The sequence below is a fragment of the Mesorhizobium sp. M2E.F.Ca.ET.209.01.1.1 genome (genome assembly GCF_004010375.2).
Classification (GTDB): Bacteria; Pseudomonadota; Alphaproteobacteria; order Rhizobiales; family Rhizobiaceae; genus Mesorhizobium.
This window is the reverse complement of sequence record NZ_SADP02000004.1, coordinates 343,211-358,998: the sequence shown is the minus strand read 5'-3', so window position 1 is coordinate 358,998 and position 15,788 is coordinate 343,211. Positions and strand designations below refer to the sequence as shown.

Genomic DNA, 15,788 nt, shown 5'->3' with positions numbered 1-15,788 from the left:
GCTAATCCCCACCGCCCTGCCTCTCGTCAGGCAATCCCATGAGCGGCACGATCTGGTCGAAATTCTTCTGGTCGGACTGGGAGCCCGATCCGAACCTGCGGCTGTGCTCTCTCGCGGCGCAGGGCCTGTGGATGCGCATGCTTTGCATTGCCGCCGCGCACGAGCCGGTCGGCTATGTCGCGATCGCCGGCAAGGGGCTGGAGGAAGCCGCCCTTGCCCGCCTTGCCGGCTGCTCGGAAGCGGAGCTTGGCGCGCTGCTTGCCGAGCTCGAGCAGAACCGCGTCTTCTCGCGCGACCGCCACGGCCGCATCTATTCCCGGCGCATGATCGCCGACGCCCGCAAGGCGCGCGCGGCGCGCAAGAACGGCTTGAAGGGCGGCAACCCTAGCCTTTCGAAGGAAAGAGTCTTTTCGCCCTCGGATAAGCGGCGGGCCAGGGCAGGGGATAAGGCGGGCGATAAAACCCAGAGTCCAGACTCCCAGAGTCCAGGATCCATCGATCCATCGAGAGAAAACGCCCCGGCGTTTTCCGCTTCGCGGGGCAGGAATGGAAAGGCGCCTTCAGGGCAACCGGACAGGCCCGAACAGAAATGGCAGCGGCGCAGGACCCATGTCGATGCCGCCAACGCAATCATCGAGGAGATCAATGACCGCAGCCGAATTGCAGCAGGCGGCTAAGGCGCTGGCCGCGATGTTTTCCTGCTTCCCGCAATCCGCGCTGGCTGACGCCGAGATGCAGCTGCGCGGCTATCTGGCCGCCGTGCAGGATGCCGAGCTTCGAGATGTCGAGGCCGCGATCCGGCGCTTCATCCGCGGCGAGGCCAAGGTCGACAACGCCCAGTTCTGCCCGTCGAGCGCGCAGCTTTCGATAGAGGTGCGGGAGCGGCGCCTGATGCGGGAGCTGACGGCGAAGCGGGCCTCGCTGGGCGCCAGTTCCTCGTCCCCGCAACGCGGGGGAGAGGTGGCGCGGCGAAGCCGCGACGGAGAGGGGAGCGCCCTCCGCGAAGCCAAAGCCGGTTGAGAACCTGGCTCCTCGCATCACAGCGGAAACGCAATGAGCGCTCGCTCGACCTTCCACGCCATTGGCTTCGCGGAGGGCGTCCCCCCTCTCCGTCCGCTTCGCGGCCACCTCTCCCCCACCGTTGGTGGGGGCGAGGAACCCAAGTTCTGGAACCCCACAACCCACAAAGGACCGCACCCATGCCCCGCAAGCCCGTCAGGAAACCCCAACCCCCAAAGCTCCCCAAGGGCGAGGCCGAACAAGTGCGCATCCGCCGCGAGGTCGGCCACGACTTCGCGTTGAAGCCCGACGCCTTCGGCCGCCAGCGCCTCACCGCCGGCACGGCCGAGGCGCGCCGCGTCTACGAAGTGTCGAACGGCGGCTACACCTCCACCGGCGGCATCGTGCGCCTGCGCAATGTCGACCCGCTTACGGGCATCACCTCGCTGACGCGCCAGCAGCGCGAGGCCGGCCAACGCTTCCGCGACGATTTCGAGCGCGCCACCCGCCACGGCCTGCAGCCGCAATCCTGGAGCGAGCGCGTCGACGCCAGCCGCATGGGCGGCGGCGTCCCCGACCGCGTCCTCTCAGCCGGCCGCGCGCATGCTCATGCAGCGGCCGCGCTCGCCCATTGGGAGGTGGCCGAGGTGGTGCGCAAGACCTGCCTCGAAGGCCAGTCGGTAAAGGCGATCGCGGAGCGCAGCGGCGAGGGAAGGGATGTGGTGGTCAAGCTGCTGAAGGTCGGGCTGGATCTGCTGGCGGTGCACTACGGAATGATGGGGAGGAAGGCGGGGTGAGGCGGCAGTACCTGTCAGCATCGGTTGAACCCATCGATCGCTCGCCCATTGAAAGGGCATGCAACGATCAAGGAAGGACAAAGCCATGCACATCATCCTGGGTGGCACCGGCCATGTCGGTTCGGGCGCGGCGGCGGCGCTGTTGCGGCGCGGCGAGGCGGTCACGGTGGTGACGCGCGATAAGGCCAATGCGGCACATTTGGCCGAGCAGGGCGCTGAGGTCGCGGAGGCGGACGTTCGCGACCCCGAGGCGCTGCGCAAGGTGCTGCGACAAGGCCGCGGCGCCTTTCTTCTCAACCCGCCCGCCGATCCGGCGACCGATACCGACGCCGAAGAGCAGAAGACAGTTGCCGCCATCGTCACCGCGCTTGCAGGCTCAGGTCTTGAAAAGGTGGTAGCGGAATCGACCTATGGCGCGCAGCCCGGCGAAGGCATCGGCGATCTTTCCGTGCTCTACGGCCTGGAGCAGAAGCTGAAGGCGCAGACCATTCCGGCCAGTATTATCCGCGCCGCCTACTACATGAGCAACTGGGATCAGGCACTGGAGACAGCGCGGCGTGACGGTATCATTAATTCCTTCTTCCCGGCCGATCTCAGACTGCCGATGGTGGCGCCTCAGGATCTCGGCGAGGCCGCCGCGCGGCTTTTGCTGGAGCCTGTGGCCCAAACCCGCGTGCATTATGTCGAAGGGCCGAAGCGCTATTCGTCGGCCGATGTCGCGCGCGCCTTTGCCGAGGCACTGGGCAAGGAGGTGCGAGTGGTGACCACGCCGCAAGAGCGCTGGCTGGAGACCTATCAGCAACTCGGCTTTTCAAAATCGGCCGCGCAATCCTATGCGCGCATGACGGCTGCTACGCTCGATGGTCCTATGCAGCCGGAGGATCCCGAGCGCGGCAAGATCACCCTGGAAAACTATGTCGCTGCGCTGGTCGAGAAGAAAAGCGCACTTGCGATGTGAATCAGGCAGTTGGCGGGTTACGACGAATCAAAATGTTAGGTGCATTGTCGGCATGGACTTGCGAAAGGACGGCAGCGCCGACCTTCGATGTTATTTGCGGTTCTCGCCACCCTCCGGCGCCCCCTCCCACCCAAACACACTCCGTCCCCCCAGCAAATGCGACTGGTCCATCTCCCCAGCAACAATCTCCTTCAAGCTCGGCCCCGTCACATACCGCTCCATCCGGCGAGACTCCCCGTCCAGCCGTCTCAGCGCCTCCAGCTCCTCGCCGCGCCCGAGCTTCGCCTTCCCCACCGCCGATTTCAGCACGCCGATCGTCTCGTCATAGACCTTCAGCGGCACGGGGAAGGGGTGGCGGTCCTTGCCGCCGTGGGCGAGCGAGAAGCGTGCCGGGTCGGAGAAGCGGTAGGGCGCGCCGTGCACCACCTCCGAGACCATGGCCAGAGCCCGCACCGTGCGCGGGCCGACGCCGGGCACCAGCAGCAGCTCAGGGAAATCCTTGGGGCCGCTTTCGATGGCCGAGGCGATGTTGCCGTGCAGGCGGCGCATGACGATGTCGCTTTCGCGCACGTCGTGATGCGCCGGCATGACGAGGTTGGGCAGCAGCGGCTGCGCGGCGGGTTCCGGCTCGGGTTGCGGCTCCAGCACGGCGAGCTCGCTCAGGATCTTTTCCGGGCTCATGGTCTTGAGCAGCTCGACCTGGCCGCCGCGCGCCTTTTCGGCGCGATGGTCGGTGAGGTTGATGATCTCGCCCTGGCGCTCGCCCTCGATCGCCGCATGCGGCTGGTCGACGAAGCTGGTCAAGCCTTCCGACAGCCAGTGGTAGCGGCGCGCCTGGCGGGCGTCGCCGTTCATGCCTTGCTGCACCACCACCCAGCGCCCGTCATCGGTGACGATGAAGCCGTGCAGATAGAGGTCGTAGCCGTCCTGCACGGCGGCGCTGTCCACCTTGGCGACCAGGCGGCTGGCGGTGGCCAACGCATCGCCATTCATCCCGACGCGTTCGCCGACGGCGATCAGCTCGCCCGGCGTCTTGCGCGAATGCGCGCCGCGCCCGCCGCAGACATGGATGCCAAGCTCGCCGGCAAGCGGGTTCAGCCCGCGCTTCAGCGCGCCGATGACCGAGGTGGTGATGCCGGAGGAATGCCAGTCCATGCCCATCACGGCGCCGAAGGACTGGAACCAGAAGGGATGGGCCAGTCGCCGCAGAAGCTCGTCGCGGCCGTAATGGTGGATGATCGCCTCGCACAGCACAGCGCCGAGCTTCGTCATGCGCTCGCCCAGCCATTTCGGGACCCGCCCGCCATGCAGCGGCAGGTCGGCGCTGCCGCTTCGCTGCGTCACGTGATTCTCCTGGATGCCGGTGATTTAGATGGCATTTTGGCGGGGATTTGCAAGGCGCCGCGCGAAGCGCTGGCGAGCGAAGCCGTAAGCGCCTTCGTCATTCTTGGGCTTGACCCACGGATCCATGCCGTGACGTAGGCCGAGGAATGCCGCGGATCAGAATTCTGCGCCGTGGCAGCACTCGTACGTCACGGCATGGATCCTAGGGTCTGCGCGCGTCGCTTCGCTCCTTGCTCCGCCCTAGGATGACGACCGCGAAGCGTGGCCTACGCTTGCGTCTCGTCAATGCCGCTTCGGTACGCTGCTGCCCGCCGGGCCCGCCGCCTAGTACCTGTAATAGTGCCGGTGGTGGTGATGCCTGTGGTGCCAGTAGTGGTGCCTATGGTGATACCGGTGGTGATACACGTAGTAGTGCCTGTAGTAGTACCGGTGCGGATAGCGGACATAGCCGGGATAATAGTCGTCATAGTAGCGCGGGCCGTAATAGCGGCCGCCATAGTCGTAGAACGGGCCGCCATACATCGGACCGCCATAGAATGGATAGCCGCCGAACGGCCCGAAACCGAGACCGAAGAAGCCATGCGCATCCGCCGGCGCTATCGTTGCCGCCGCCGACGCGACTGCGATCACCGAAGCAAACAGAAGTTTTTTCATGGGGCAACCTCCTCCTGAAGGTCGATCACCCTGTAAACGCGCCCAAGCCAGCCCGTGTTCCCGCAAGTGCTAATATTCGCTCGCCGCGCGCCAGCAGCCTCCAGCAAGATCGGAAAGGGTCGGGAACCGGACCCGACGACGCCAAGCCCCTGTCCATGGCGCGAAATCGCGCGGGGCGGCAGTGCCGCCCCGCGCGGTCATTCAGGCTTACTGGCTCCTACTAGTAGTTGTTGTAGTAGCCGTTACCGCAGACGCGCACTTCCTCCACCACGCGGTGGTGGTGGCGCCAGTGGGTTATCAGCTCGGTGCGGCAATGATGGCGGTGATAGCGGTTATGGTAGCGCACCACATAGCCGCCATTGTCGTAATAGTCGTCATTGTAGACATGGCGGTAATAGCGGTGCGGGTAATAACCGCCATAGTCGTCATAGTAGCCGTCATCATAGCCCGGGCCGACGCCGATTCCGAGCTGCACGCTGCCGGCGCTGGCCGGCGCGATCGCGAACGCCGAGGCGATGGCGATCATCGAAGCAAGCAGAAGCTTTTTCATCGCTGCCTCCTTGAGTTTCAAGGCCCCTTCGGCAAGACAACGATTTCGGGCGGTCCATGTTCCCGGCGCGCGGCCCGGTTGCCACCCCGGACAGGGCATGGGCGGCACGCAAGGCGGCGGATCCGGCGCTTCGTCCCCGCAACCTCATGAGCCCGGATATTTATTAGGGCAACTGCAACCGACCGGGCCCCGGCGCGTTGCACGCCGGCGAAGTATCTGGGATCATTGCCGGGCGGACGGCATGGAGGCTCGATGGTGGCGGCCAATCGCGGGAACGGGGCGTCGGAGCCGAGGCTGGAAAGCCTGCTCGCCGCGTCCGGGGGCCATCGGCGCACGGCGCTGCCGACGGTGGCGAGCGTGGTTGTCACGGTCGCCGCGCTCTATTTTGGGCGCGAGGTGTTCCTGCCTATCGCGGTCGCATTGCTTTTGACCTTCGCCATCGCGCCGGTCGTGTCCTCACTGAAGCGCGCCGGCGTCCCGCGCATCGCGGCCGTCATCGCCAGCGTCGCCGGCGCCTTCGCAGCACTTTCGCTGTTCTCCTTCGTCGTCGCCACCCAGGTCAGCGACCTCGCGCAGAACATCCCCGTCTACCAGATCAACATCCTGACCAAGGTCCGCGCGCTGAAGGAGAACGGCCTCGGCGGCGGCATCATCTCGCGCCTCAGCGGCGTCATCGAGCGCGTCGGCCAGGAGATCGACCGCCAGGAGCCGCAGCTGCCCTCGGCCGCCCAGGCGCCGAAGCGCGAGCCGATCCCGGTCGAGGTCGTCTCGCATGAAAAGCCGCTCGAAGTGCTGCAGAACCTGATCGGGCCGCTGCTCAGCCCGCTCGGCTCCGCCGGCCTCGTCATCATCGTCGTCATCTTCATGCTGATGGAGCGCGAGGACCTGCGCGACCGCTTCATCCGGCTGGTCGGCTATGGCGACCTCCATCGCAGCACGCAGGCGCTGCAGGATGCCGGCAAGCGCGTCGGCCAGTATCTGCTGATGCAACTGGTGGTCAACATCATCTACGCCGTGCCCATCACCATCGGGCTCTGGGTGCTCGGCATCCCCAACGCGCTGCTTTGGGGGCTGCTGGCGCTGGCGCTGCGCTTCGTGCCCTATATCGGCCCGATCATCGGCGCGCTGCTGCCGCTGTTCCTGGCTTTGGCGGTGGCGCCCGGCTGGTCGCTGCTGTTGTGGACCGCCGCGCTTTTCGTCGTCGTGGAGCTCGTCACCGGCAACGTCATCGAGCCGTGGCTCTATGGCTCGCACACCGGACTCTCGCCTTTGGCCATCATCGTGGCGGCGATCTTCTGGACCTGGCTGTGGGGACCGATCGGCCTGGTGCTGTCGACACCGCTCACCGTCTGCCTGGTGGTGCTCGGCCGGCACGTGCCGCAGTTCGAGTTCCTCGACGTCCTGTTCGGCAACGAGCCGGTGCTGGAGCCGCATGCTAGGCTCTACCAGCGGCTCCTGGCCGGCGATCCGGACGAGGCGACCGACCATGCCGAGGAGATGCTGGAGGACAAGTATCTGTTCGAATTCTACGGCAGGGTAGCCATACCCGCGCTTCTGCTCGGCGAGCAGGACCGGGAGCGCGGCGTCATGGATGACGCGCAGCGCCGGCAACTCGCCGACAGCGCCATGACCCTGGTCGCCAATCTCGACGACAGCGCGCAGCAGGAGGCTGAGGAGGAAGAGAGCGAGCAGGCGGCCGCTGCCGATGAGAAGGCAGTCGACAGGAAGGCTGGCGAGAAAGACAAGGCTACCGAGAAAAACTCTGGCGAAGCCAAGCCTGCCGAGGAGGAGGAAGAGGAGGTCGATCTGCCCGACGGCTCGGGGATCGCAGTGCTCTGCGCCGGCGGGCGCGGCGAACTCGACGACGCCGCCGCCGCGATGCTGGCGCAGGTGCTGGAAGTGCAGGGCGCTTCGGTGTCGAAGACGAGCTTTACCGAACTCGAACCGCTAGCGATCCGCCGTCTCGACCTCGAAACCATCGATGCCGTCGTGATCGGCTTCCTTAACCGCCAATCCACCCGGCACGCGCGCTTCATGGTTCGTCGGCTGAAGCGCATCAAGGCGAAGCTTCGCGTCGGCATCGTCTTCTGGTCGGAAGTCGGCAATGGTGACGTCGAGGCCGCGGCAGAACTGGCTACCACTCTTAACGCCGACTTCGTCGCCTTCGGTATGATCGACGCGGTGACCGGAGCGCTTTCCAAAAAGACGGCCGTCACGCTCAAGGCCGGCCACCGGCGCAGGCCGCCGGCGCGCAGGAAGCAGTTGCAGGCCGCGGAGTGAAGGCGGGGCGCCCGCCACTGGCGTAACCGTGTCGGCATAACGGTGGGAAAAGAAAAACTCGCCGGACCTACCCTGATGCCCAAAAGCCCACAGGCCCGGCGAGATTTAAACCTGATCCCCCGATCAGGACCGGCGGGAGGACACCGGCAATCTCTTCATAGCAAGACGGATGCCAGTCCCGAAACGGGACAGTGATGCTTGATGCCTCAAGCCCAGCGGAACGTCTGTGAACTGTTGCTAATGTGCTACAGCTTACAGGTCGCGCCAGCTTTATGGTTCCACATGCGGACCTGAAAAGCCTTGAAAGGGGCGTACCTTGAAGAAGACCTATGAGAAGCCTGTTCTGGCCAGGCGTGAAAAGCTGAGCGTCGTCACCGCAAGGCCGCCATCTTCCATTCCGACCTGATCTGGCCGGAAACCGAAAAGCCCGCCATCCGGCGGGCTTTTCATTCTGGATGCAACGCGGCGGATGTGAACCCGCTCGATGTTCAGCCGCGCGTTGAAGGCCGCAGGCATCCGTCGCCACATCGCCTCCCGCTGTCGTATCGCCGCGTGCAACGCATGCTATCATCGGCTATGCCGTCGCCAGCCAATACCGGCGAACCGAAGGAGCATCCGATGACCAGACCCACCATCCTCAAATTCGGCGCTGTCGAGCATGCGGAGGCCGGCGACCTGCCGGGCTGGATCGTCGTCGAGGGCAGGCCGACCATGCAGACCGCCGTGCAGCACACGACCGGGGACGGCAAGGTGATGTCCGGCACCTGGCGCGCCTCGCCCGGCACCTACCATGCCACCTACACCGATTATGAATTCGTCCACATGATCGCCGGCCGCATCATCATCACGCCCGACGGCGGCGAGCCGGTCGAGGTCGGCCCCGGCGACGCCTTCGTGGTCGAGGCGGATTTCAAGGGCACGTGGAAGATCCTCGAGCCGGTGACCAAGCATTTTGTGGTTGTGGTGGGGTAGGAGGATGAGGGTGAAGGAGCGCCGACGCTCTTCCGGTCGTCATCCTCGGGCTTGACCCGAGGATCCATGCCGTGACCGCCGCCGTAGAGCGTGACGGTGCAGAATTCTTTAACCGTTGCAAAGCCTTACCGTCACGGCATGGATCCTAGGGTCTGCGCGCGTCGCTTCGCTCCTTGCTCCGCCCTAGGATGACGAAGGCGCGGGGCCCGCCCTACCGCCCCACCTTCGAGATCACCCTTTTCTCCACTTCCGGCTCCAGCGATTCGGCGAAGGGCGTGGCCAAATGGTGCTGGTCGCGGAAGGCGAGCTTGCCGTCGATGAAGGCGTGGCAAACGGTGGCGCTGCAGAAGCGGTCGGTGAGGTCGACGTAAGCAGCGTTGGGGATGCTGTCGACGATGTCGCGCTCCACCGCCGCCATGGCGTCGTTGGCGGCATAGGCGCGCGTCTGGTCGCAGCGCGAGGGCGCTTCGTCCCGCCACAGCGCCCGCGCCACGCAGGTGTCGACATTGGCGTTGTTGAACGGCACGTCGCGGATGAAGGCGACCTTGAGGCCGGCCTTGCTCAGGCTGGTGAGGGTGGAGCGCAGGCCCGCCCGCCATTCGGCATCCTGCCTCGCCGTGTCGCCGTCGCGGCCCGCCATCTTGCGCCCGCTGGTCAGCGCCAGCTCGGAGATGACGACCAGCGCCGGCTTCGCCGCGATGATCCCGGCGATCGCCTGCTCGCGCCAGCGGTCGCATTCCGCATAGGGGCGCTTGAGCTCGGCCGACCACACGCTGATGCGCGAGGCGCGGCAGGAGTTCTTCAGCCACGTCACCACCCGGTAGCCGTTCTTCCGGCCCGCCTCGATCAGCGGCGTCGACCAGTGGTCGGCGTGGGAGTCCCCGAAGAGAGCAATGACGCGCCGCCCGTCGCCGAACACGCAAGGGGCCGGTGTCACCGTCTCGTAGTCCTGCACGCAGCCCGCCCTGGCGCGGGCGGTGGAAGGCTCGGCCGCGCTCGCGGCGATGACGCGCTGCTGCGGATCGAGGTCGCGCACGGCAAGCCTGGCATTGCCATAGGCGGCTGCGACGCCGGTGCCGGTCAGGAGGAGGGCCGGCACCAGCGCCCGCGCCGCATTGGCCATCAGCCAGCCGTTGCGACGGATCGGGTTCTCGATGAGGTGGTAGGTGAGGGCGGACAGCGCCAGCGTCAGCGCCAGGCAATAGAGCCGCTCGATGGGCGTCAGCTCCGGCGCCAGCATGCCGGCATAGACGATGACCGGCCAATGCCAGAGATAGATCGAATAGGAGAGCCTGCCGGTCCACTGCAAGGGCGACAGCGCCAGGGCGGCATTCACCCAATTCTGTCCGGAATTGGGCGAATAAGGAGTGCCGTCCCTGGCGCCGGCCGCTCCCGCCTTGAGCAGAAGGACCGTGCCGGCGACAGGCAGAAGCGCCAGAAAGCCGGGGAAGGGAGCGTCCTCGCTGAAGGTGAGATAAGCGGTCCCGATCATCGCCAGGCCGGCCAGGCTCAACGCCCGCCCCAGCAGCGGACGCTTCTGCAACAGCCGCGCCGGCACCATCGATGCGAGGCCGCCGGCGGCAAATTCCCATGCGCGCAGCGGCGAGAAATAGAACGCCCAGGGCTGCGAAACGCTTGTCAGCCAGGCGCAGAGGATGAAGGAGACGAGGCCGACGACGCCGATGGCAACGATGATGGCGCGCTTGCCGGGTTTCATCCACGCGGCCAGCATCAACAGCGCCGGCCAGGCGAGATAGAATTGTTCCTCGACCGACAGCGACCAGTAGTGGATGAACGGGTTGGATGTGGCGTCATTGGCGAAATAGTCGAACGACCAGCGGATCAGCCACAGATTGATCATATAGGCCGAGGCGAACATCGCGCCCTTGGAATAGAGCGCCTGCTCCTCCGGCGACAGGATGAGCGCGCCGGCGGCAAGCGTCGCGGCGATGACGAACAGCGCTGCCGGCAGCAGGCGCCGCGCGCGCCGTGCATAGAAGCGCAAGAGGTCGAGCCGGCCTGTTTGAGATATCTCGGCGACCAGATGCCGGGTGATCAGATAGCCCGAGATGACGAAGAAGATGTCGACCCCGACAAAGCCGCCCGGCAGCGCCGCCAGGCTGAAATGGTAGGCGACGACGCCCGCCACGGCCACCGCTCGCAGCCCTTCGATATCGGGTCGGAAATCCTGCGCCGATGCTGACACGAATACGAACCTCGTGAATGCTTGTTCGTATCCCGCCTGAGACAAAGCCTCGGCCCTGTGCGCCGATATCGCAATGCAACAAATCTAACGCAGTGCAACATAAGGGGAGATTGGCCCCCCAATCACGCCTTCTTCAGGAACTCCGTCTTCAGCACCAGGCCCTTGACCTGCTTGGTGTTGCATTCGATCTCGCCGGGATTGCCGGTGAGGCGGATGTTCTTCACCAGCGTGCCGCGCTTGACCGTCTCGGACGTGCCCTTGACCTTGAGGTCCTTGATCAGCGTCACGGAGTCGCCATCCTTCAGCGGCGTGCCGTTGCTGTCTTTCACGATAACGTCAGTCATGGCGGGTCTTTCATCGGTTGGATAGGCTGCGCCCGCCTATCGCGCCGGCCACGGTCTGGTCAAGCCGCGCGGCGCCGGAGCGGCCGCTCTCGGCCTCAAGGCAGGACAATCGCTGTGGCGACGCGAGCCATGGGGAGGTCAGCTTCCAATCATCACCCGGGGCGGTGGTAAAGTTCTATCGGAAGACGGCGCCGGATGTTGCCGGCGCGCCACAGCCCATATGCTTTCAGTTGCGGTCAGCCCTCATCGTGCCGCGATAGCGCAAATTTTCTTTGACGGGAGACCTTTTGGCGTTGCGTGGTGCGGGCGCGAAACTGGGCAAAGGGGTTCCCTATGAAGAAGACTTACGAGAAGCCGGTGCTGTCGAAGCGCCAGAAGTTGTCGGGCGTCGTTGCGGCCGCCATTCCCTCGAACGTCAAGGAGTAGCGCCGGCGCGCGGATGAAAATTGGCTGGCGGCCTACCGGCTTGCCGGCCAATTGTCTGGCATCAATTGCAGGACGGCCAATTCGGCCCCCCGCTCGACGCGGCGGCCGGGCATGTCTGCCGTCCTGATCTCGTCGTCGACCGGGCCGAGCCAGCCGGTGAAGAAGCCATATTGCGAACCAGACGTGATAGGCTTTCGGCGGCGCCTTGCCGTCCTCCGGCTTCACGTTCTGAAATCCCAGGAACGCGCCGTCGACCCGATCGGTTTTAAGGCAAGCTGTTTAGGGTTGGAGGCCAGGAGCGGGCGGTGCACTGCATGTGCCCGCCCGTCCGGCGCCGCCGCCAAGCTGCTGAAACCCCGTCCGTCCCCAACAGCAACGGTCATGGCGTGACCAGTGCTTGCGGAGTGCCATTGGCGCGGTGCCCTGTCAACGCCGCCGGCGAGGGCTCCTGAAGCGCCTTTTTAGCCGCCTTTTCGCGCCCTAAGCACGCATGGCAGTCATGCTGGGGCTACGGCGAAAAGCCATGAAATGGCGGAATTCCGGGCATTTCCGATGTCCAGCATACCGCGCCGCACATATATGCGTATCCGCTTGAATAAGCTGATTTTTCGCCAGGCCGACTGTCCTTCGACCCCGACTTTTTTTGGGTGCATTTGGCGGCGCGGCATCGGGCGGCCGGCAGCGGCCGATTTCCCCTTGAAGCGGCATCGGAGGCTGTGTGAGTCATTTCATGATGTTCTCATGAAAGGCATGGTAGAGTGTCGCGCAGCGAAGGGGGAAGTTGCGATGACCAATCGGTTGTTCGAGATCCTTGCCAGACGGCGCGCGTGGCTGGATCGGCTCGCATTGGGGCTGCTTGTCTTCCTGGCGACATTGGTCGCCGCGCTGATGGGCGGTGCCAGCGCTTGAAGCGCGTCGCGATCTTTCGGATTCGCTGCATGCGCCACAGGCTGGCCAGCCCAGATGCCGTGATCGCTCTGTCGCGGCTCAGTCCTGCAAAAGAGGAGGTGCGCCGTAGCCGCGCAGGCCGGTTCCGTTGCAGGCTTGGCAGGAAACCCGTTGTCCAGGGCAATTGTCGCGCAAGGTGCCCGAGGGACAGCATGAGCCTTTCGACGCAACCTGCTTTTCACACTCGAACACCTTGCCGGCGCCCAGGCACCGGGGGCACGCGAACTTCCTGAATTCGCTCAAGCGAGCCTCCGGCTGTCTCAAAAGCGCCCGGCAACGCGCTGACCATGCCACGGGTTCCATGAACGGCACGGTTTTTTCTTTCGTGTATTATACGTTAGTAAAGGCTAACGTTAAACAAGTGTCCTCCGGACGCGTGGCCGGTTCCTTGCCGCGTTGATCTCCTCTCAAGGGCCGGGATTACGCGCGCTGCCGCACACCTCCTTCACCAGCCCCCGCAGCCAGCGATGCGCCGGATCGGCGTCGAGCCTCGGATGCCACAGCAGCGAGATCGAGAGCGGGGCAAGCTTGACCGGCAGCGTGAAGGTGAACAGGCCCTCGCGCAGCGTGCCCGTATAGCGCTCCGGCACCGTGGCGATGAGGTCCGAGCCGCGCGCCAGCGCCAGCGCCTCGGCGAAGCCGCCGACCACGGTCGCGATCGTCCGCGTCAGCCCGGCGAGCTCCAGCGCGTCATCCACCGGGCCGCGATCGAGCCCGCGCCGCGAGATCAATATGTGACGGCCGGCCGCGAAGCGGGCGGCGGTGACGCGGCCTTCGCTCAAAGGATGGCCGGCCCGCGCGACGCCGACGAAGCGGTCGCGGAAGAGCGCCCGCGAACGCACCTCCGGCCCGGTCGTATTGCCGATCACGCCGGTCTCCAGATCGACCGCGCCCTCGCGCATCGGGCCGCTGTCCTTGTCGGGCTTGGGCACGAAGCGCAATTGCACGCCCGGCGCTTCCCGCGACGCGCGGGCCAGCAGCGCCGGGCCGAAATTCTCGACGAATCCGTCGCTGTTGCGCAGCGTGAAGCTGCGGTTGAGCCGCGCGAGGTCGAGCCGCTCGGCGGGCCGCAGCACCGCTTCCGCCTCCTTCACCAGCCGGCCGACCTCCGCGCCGAGCTCGACGGCGCGCGGCGTCGGCACCAGGCCGCGCCCGGCGCGCACCAGAAGCGGATCGCCGGTCGCCTCGCGCAGCCTCGCCAGCGCCCGGCTCATCGCCGAAGGGCTGAGCTTCAGGCGCCGCGCCGCATTGGCGACGCTGCCTTCGGCAAGCAGCACATCCAGCGTGACGAGCAGGTTGAGATCGGGTCGCGACATGAGCGCAACCATAGCATGGTTGTCGCTCGATGACATGGCGTTCCATGCACTGATCAAGTGCAAATGCTGCGCGTTCCGCCACATCGGCTGGACGCCTATCTTCCCGCCGAGTTCACCCGACGGAGAAGACATCATGGCCGATATTGCCGAGACCCGCGCCGCGCCCCTAAGCCATTCGACGGCGGGCGCGCTGGCCAGCCTGTCCTTGGCCATGCTCGTCTCCTCGCTCGCCACCAGCATCGCCAATGTCGCGCTGCCGACGCTGAGCGTTGTCTTCGCCGCGTCCTTTCCGGCGGTGCAATGGGTGGTGCTCGCCTATCTGCTCGCCATCACCGCGCTGATCGTCAGCGTCGGGCGCCTCGGCGATCTCGTCGGCCGGCGGCTCTTGCTGATCGCCGGCCTGGCGCTGTTCAGCGCCGCCTCGTTTGCCGCCGCGCTCGCGCCGTCACTGGCGCTGCTGATCGCCGCGCGCGCCGTGCAGGGGCTGGGCGCGGCAGTGATGATGGCGCTGACGATAGCCGTCGTCGGCGAGACGGTGCCGAAAGAGCGCACCGGCAGCGCCATGGGCCTGCTCGGCACCATGTCGGCGATCGGCACGGCGCTCGGCCCCTCGCTCGGCGGCGTGCTGATCGCCGCTCTCGGCTGGCGCTCGATCTTCCTCGTCAACGCCGCGCTGGGCGGCGTCGCGCTGCTCGCCGCCTGGCGCTTCCTGCCGGCGGCGGGCATCGTGCGCCAGGCGACGGGCGCGAAGGCCCGCTTCGATGTGCCGGGCACGCTGCTGCTCGCCGCGACGCTTGCCGCCTATGCGCTGGCCATGACCATCGGGCGCGGCCATTTCGGCGGCCTCAACGCGGCGCTGCTCGGCGCGGCCATGGCTGGCGCGGCGCTGTTCGTCGTCGCCGAGGCCAAGGTGGCATCGCCTCTGGTCAAGCTCGCGCTGCTGCGCGACAGGGTGCTGGCGCCGAGCCTCGCCATGAATGCGCTGGTCTCGACGGTGATGATGGCCACCCTGGTCGTCGGACCGTTCTTCCTGTCGCGGGCGCTGGGCTTGAGCGAAGCGGCGACCGGGGCCGTGCTGTCGATCGGCCCCGTGGTCTCGGCGGTCTGCGGCATCATTGCCGGGCGTATCGTCGACCGGCTGGGGGCGGCCGCGATGGTCATCGCCGGCCTGGCGCTGATGGTCGCCGGTTGCGCCGCGCTCGCGGCACTCCCGAACCTCTTCGGCGTCGTCGGCTACGCGGCGGCGATCGCCGTGCTCACGCCGGGCTACCAGCTCTTCCAGGCCGCCAACAACACCGCCGTCATGGCCGATGTCGACGCTAACGAGCGCGGCGTCGTCTCGGGCATGCTCAGCCTCTCGCGCAATCTCGGCCTCGTCACCGGCACGGCGGTGATGGGCGCGGTGTTCGCCTTCGCCGTGGGGACGAAAGATATCGCGGCGGCAGCCCCCGCGGCCGTCGCGCACGGGATGGCAATGACCTTTGCGGTGGCCGCGGGCGTGGTCGCGGTCGCGGCAGCGATTGCGTTTGCTGGCGGTCGGAGGGAGCGCTGCAGCGCCTGATCTCCGCAGCCAGCCTGCTGTGACACAAGGATGCGGGCGGGAGCCGATGCCGGGTCGGAGGAAAAGGGAGACGCCGTTAACAAATGCAAGTGTCAGAACTGAGAAGTGTGGGCAGTGTCACTCTGGCCAATGCATGGAAGGTCTATAACGTCTCCACGGGCAGGGCGGGGCAGCGGTTCTGCTGGACGAGTGGGCGTGGCGGTGAGGTCGAAGCGATGCATGAAACGTGGTGGCGGCGACGGGAAGCTCAGCCTCTGATTCCGGAACGGGAACTTCGCTTTATGATGAAACTCGGGCGTCTGGAGCGCGACGAGGCAATGAGATTGCTAGGACGGTACCGTGGGGACCGCGAGGCGGTATATGCCGAGTTGAGAGCGCGCGATCTGATCAGGGAACGCAACGCGCGGCCTCACTGACGGTTCATGCCGCCCTT

The 15,788-nt window shown here is 66.1% G+C and carries 15 protein-coding genes; 8 read left to right on the top strand and 7 right to left on the bottom strand.

Features of this window, described 5'->3' with window-relative positions; genetic code table 11:
* Window positions 1–38 precede the first annotated feature (38 nt).
* The 4 genes from EN852_RS10845 to EN852_RS10830 all read left to right on the top strand — a co-directional run bounded on the left by EN852_RS10845 (window position 39) and on the right by EN852_RS10830 (window position 2,754).
* Window positions 39–677: a hypothetical protein gene (locus EN852_RS10845; RefSeq protein ID WP_127875046.1), complete on the top strand. Its 639-nt coding sequence runs from the start codon at window positions 39–41 to the stop codon at window positions 675–677.
* On the top strand, window positions 646–1,020 hold the full coding sequence (locus EN852_RS10840; RefSeq protein ID WP_127875047.1) for a hypothetical protein: 375 nt from the start codon (window positions 646–648) through the stop codon (window positions 1,018–1,020). Before EN852_RS10845 ends, EN852_RS10840 begins: the two co-directional genes overlap by 32 nt.
* A 179-nt stretch (window positions 1,021–1,199) precedes the next feature.
* Window positions 1,200–1,796, top strand: coding sequence for a DUF6456 domain-containing protein (locus tag EN852_RS10835; protein ID WP_127875048.1), 597 nt, complete (start codon window positions 1,200–1,202; stop codon window positions 1,794–1,796).
* Between the two features lie 85 nt (window positions 1,797–1,881).
* Entirely contained in the window at window positions 1,882–2,754 is an 873-nt protein-coding gene (locus EN852_RS10830; protein WP_127875049.1) for an NmrA family NAD(P)-binding protein, read from the top strand.
* A gap of 90 nt (window positions 2,755–2,844) precedes the next feature.
* Here the strand turns inward: EN852_RS10830 and EN852_RS10825 are convergent, their stop codons facing one another.
* From EN852_RS10825 to EN852_RS10815, 3 genes are all read right to left on the bottom strand, one after another.
* Window positions 2,845–4,098, bottom strand: a complete 1,254-nt coding sequence (locus EN852_RS10825) for a DUF763 domain-containing protein (RefSeq protein WP_127875050.1) — start codon at window positions 4,096–4,098, stop codon at window positions 2,845–2,847.
* A gap of 324 nt (window positions 4,099–4,422) precedes the next feature.
* Complete coding sequence (locus tag EN852_RS10820) at window positions 4,423–4,752, bottom strand: hypothetical protein (RefSeq protein ID WP_127875051.1); 330 nt, start codon at window positions 4,750–4,752, stop codon at window positions 4,423–4,425.
* 220 nt (window positions 4,753–4,972) lie between these two features.
* Window positions 4,973–5,302 (bottom strand): hypothetical protein, encoded by a 330-nt coding sequence (locus EN852_RS10815; protein ID WP_127875052.1) that lies wholly within the window; start codon window positions 5,300–5,302, stop codon window positions 4,973–4,975.
* 255 nt (window positions 5,303–5,557) lie between these two features.
* Between EN852_RS10815 and EN852_RS10810 the strand changes: the two genes are divergently transcribed.
* The gene (locus EN852_RS10810) at window positions 5,558–7,582 is read left to right on the top strand and encodes an AI-2E family transporter (protein ID WP_246694245.1); all 2,025 of its coding nucleotides are present in this window, start codon (window positions 5,558–5,560) and stop codon (window positions 7,580–7,582) included.
* 327 nt (window positions 7,583–7,909) lie between these two features.
* Here the strand turns inward: EN852_RS10810 and EN852_RS40805 are convergent, their stop codons facing one another.
* On the bottom strand, window positions 7,910–8,098 hold the full coding sequence (locus EN852_RS40805; protein ID WP_189545828.1) for a hypothetical protein: 189 nt from the start codon (window positions 8,096–8,098) through the stop codon (window positions 7,910–7,912).
* Between the two features lie 102 nt (window positions 8,099–8,200).
* On the opposite strand from EN852_RS40805, the gene EN852_RS10800 reads away from it, so the two are divergent.
* Window positions 8,201–8,554 (top strand): cupin domain-containing protein, encoded by a 354-nt coding sequence (locus EN852_RS10800; RefSeq protein WP_127875055.1) that lies wholly within the window; start codon window positions 8,201–8,203, stop codon window positions 8,552–8,554.
* A gap of 211 nt (window positions 8,555–8,765) precedes the next feature.
* Here EN852_RS10800 and EN852_RS10795 read toward each other — a convergent pair whose 3' ends face one another.
* Both EN852_RS10795 and EN852_RS10790 read right to left on the bottom strand, forming a co-directional pair.
* Window positions 8,766–10,760, bottom strand: coding sequence for an acyltransferase family protein (locus tag EN852_RS10795; protein WP_127875056.1), 1,995 nt, complete (start codon window positions 10,758–10,760; stop codon window positions 8,766–8,768).
* 122 nt (window positions 10,761–10,882) lie between these two features.
* Entirely contained in the window at window positions 10,883–11,104 is a 222-nt protein-coding gene (locus EN852_RS10790; RefSeq protein WP_127875057.1) for an alkylphosphonate utilization protein, read from the bottom strand.
* Between the two features lie 1,212 nt (window positions 11,105–12,316).
* Between EN852_RS10790 and EN852_RS43155 the strand changes: the two genes are divergently transcribed.
* Window positions 12,317–12,439 carry a hypothetical protein gene (locus EN852_RS43155; protein ID WP_281407780.1) on the top strand — a complete coding sequence of 41 codons (123 nt, stop codon included), beginning with the start codon at window positions 12,317–12,319 and terminating at the stop codon, window positions 12,437–12,439.
* 446 nt (window positions 12,440–12,885) lie between these two features.
* Here EN852_RS43155 and EN852_RS10785 read toward each other — a convergent pair whose 3' ends face one another.
* Entirely contained in the window at window positions 12,886–13,794 is a 909-nt protein-coding gene (locus EN852_RS10785; RefSeq protein WP_127875058.1) for a LysR family transcriptional regulator, read from the bottom strand.
* Window positions 13,795–13,927: 133 nt separating this feature from the next.
* Here EN852_RS10785 and EN852_RS10780 point away from each other — a divergent pair, with 133 nt between their 5' ends.
* Window positions 13,928–15,355 (top strand): MFS transporter, encoded by a 1,428-nt coding sequence (locus EN852_RS10780; protein ID WP_246694244.1) that lies wholly within the window; start codon window positions 13,928–13,930, stop codon window positions 15,353–15,355.
* Window positions 15,356–15,788: the final 433 nt, after the last annotated feature.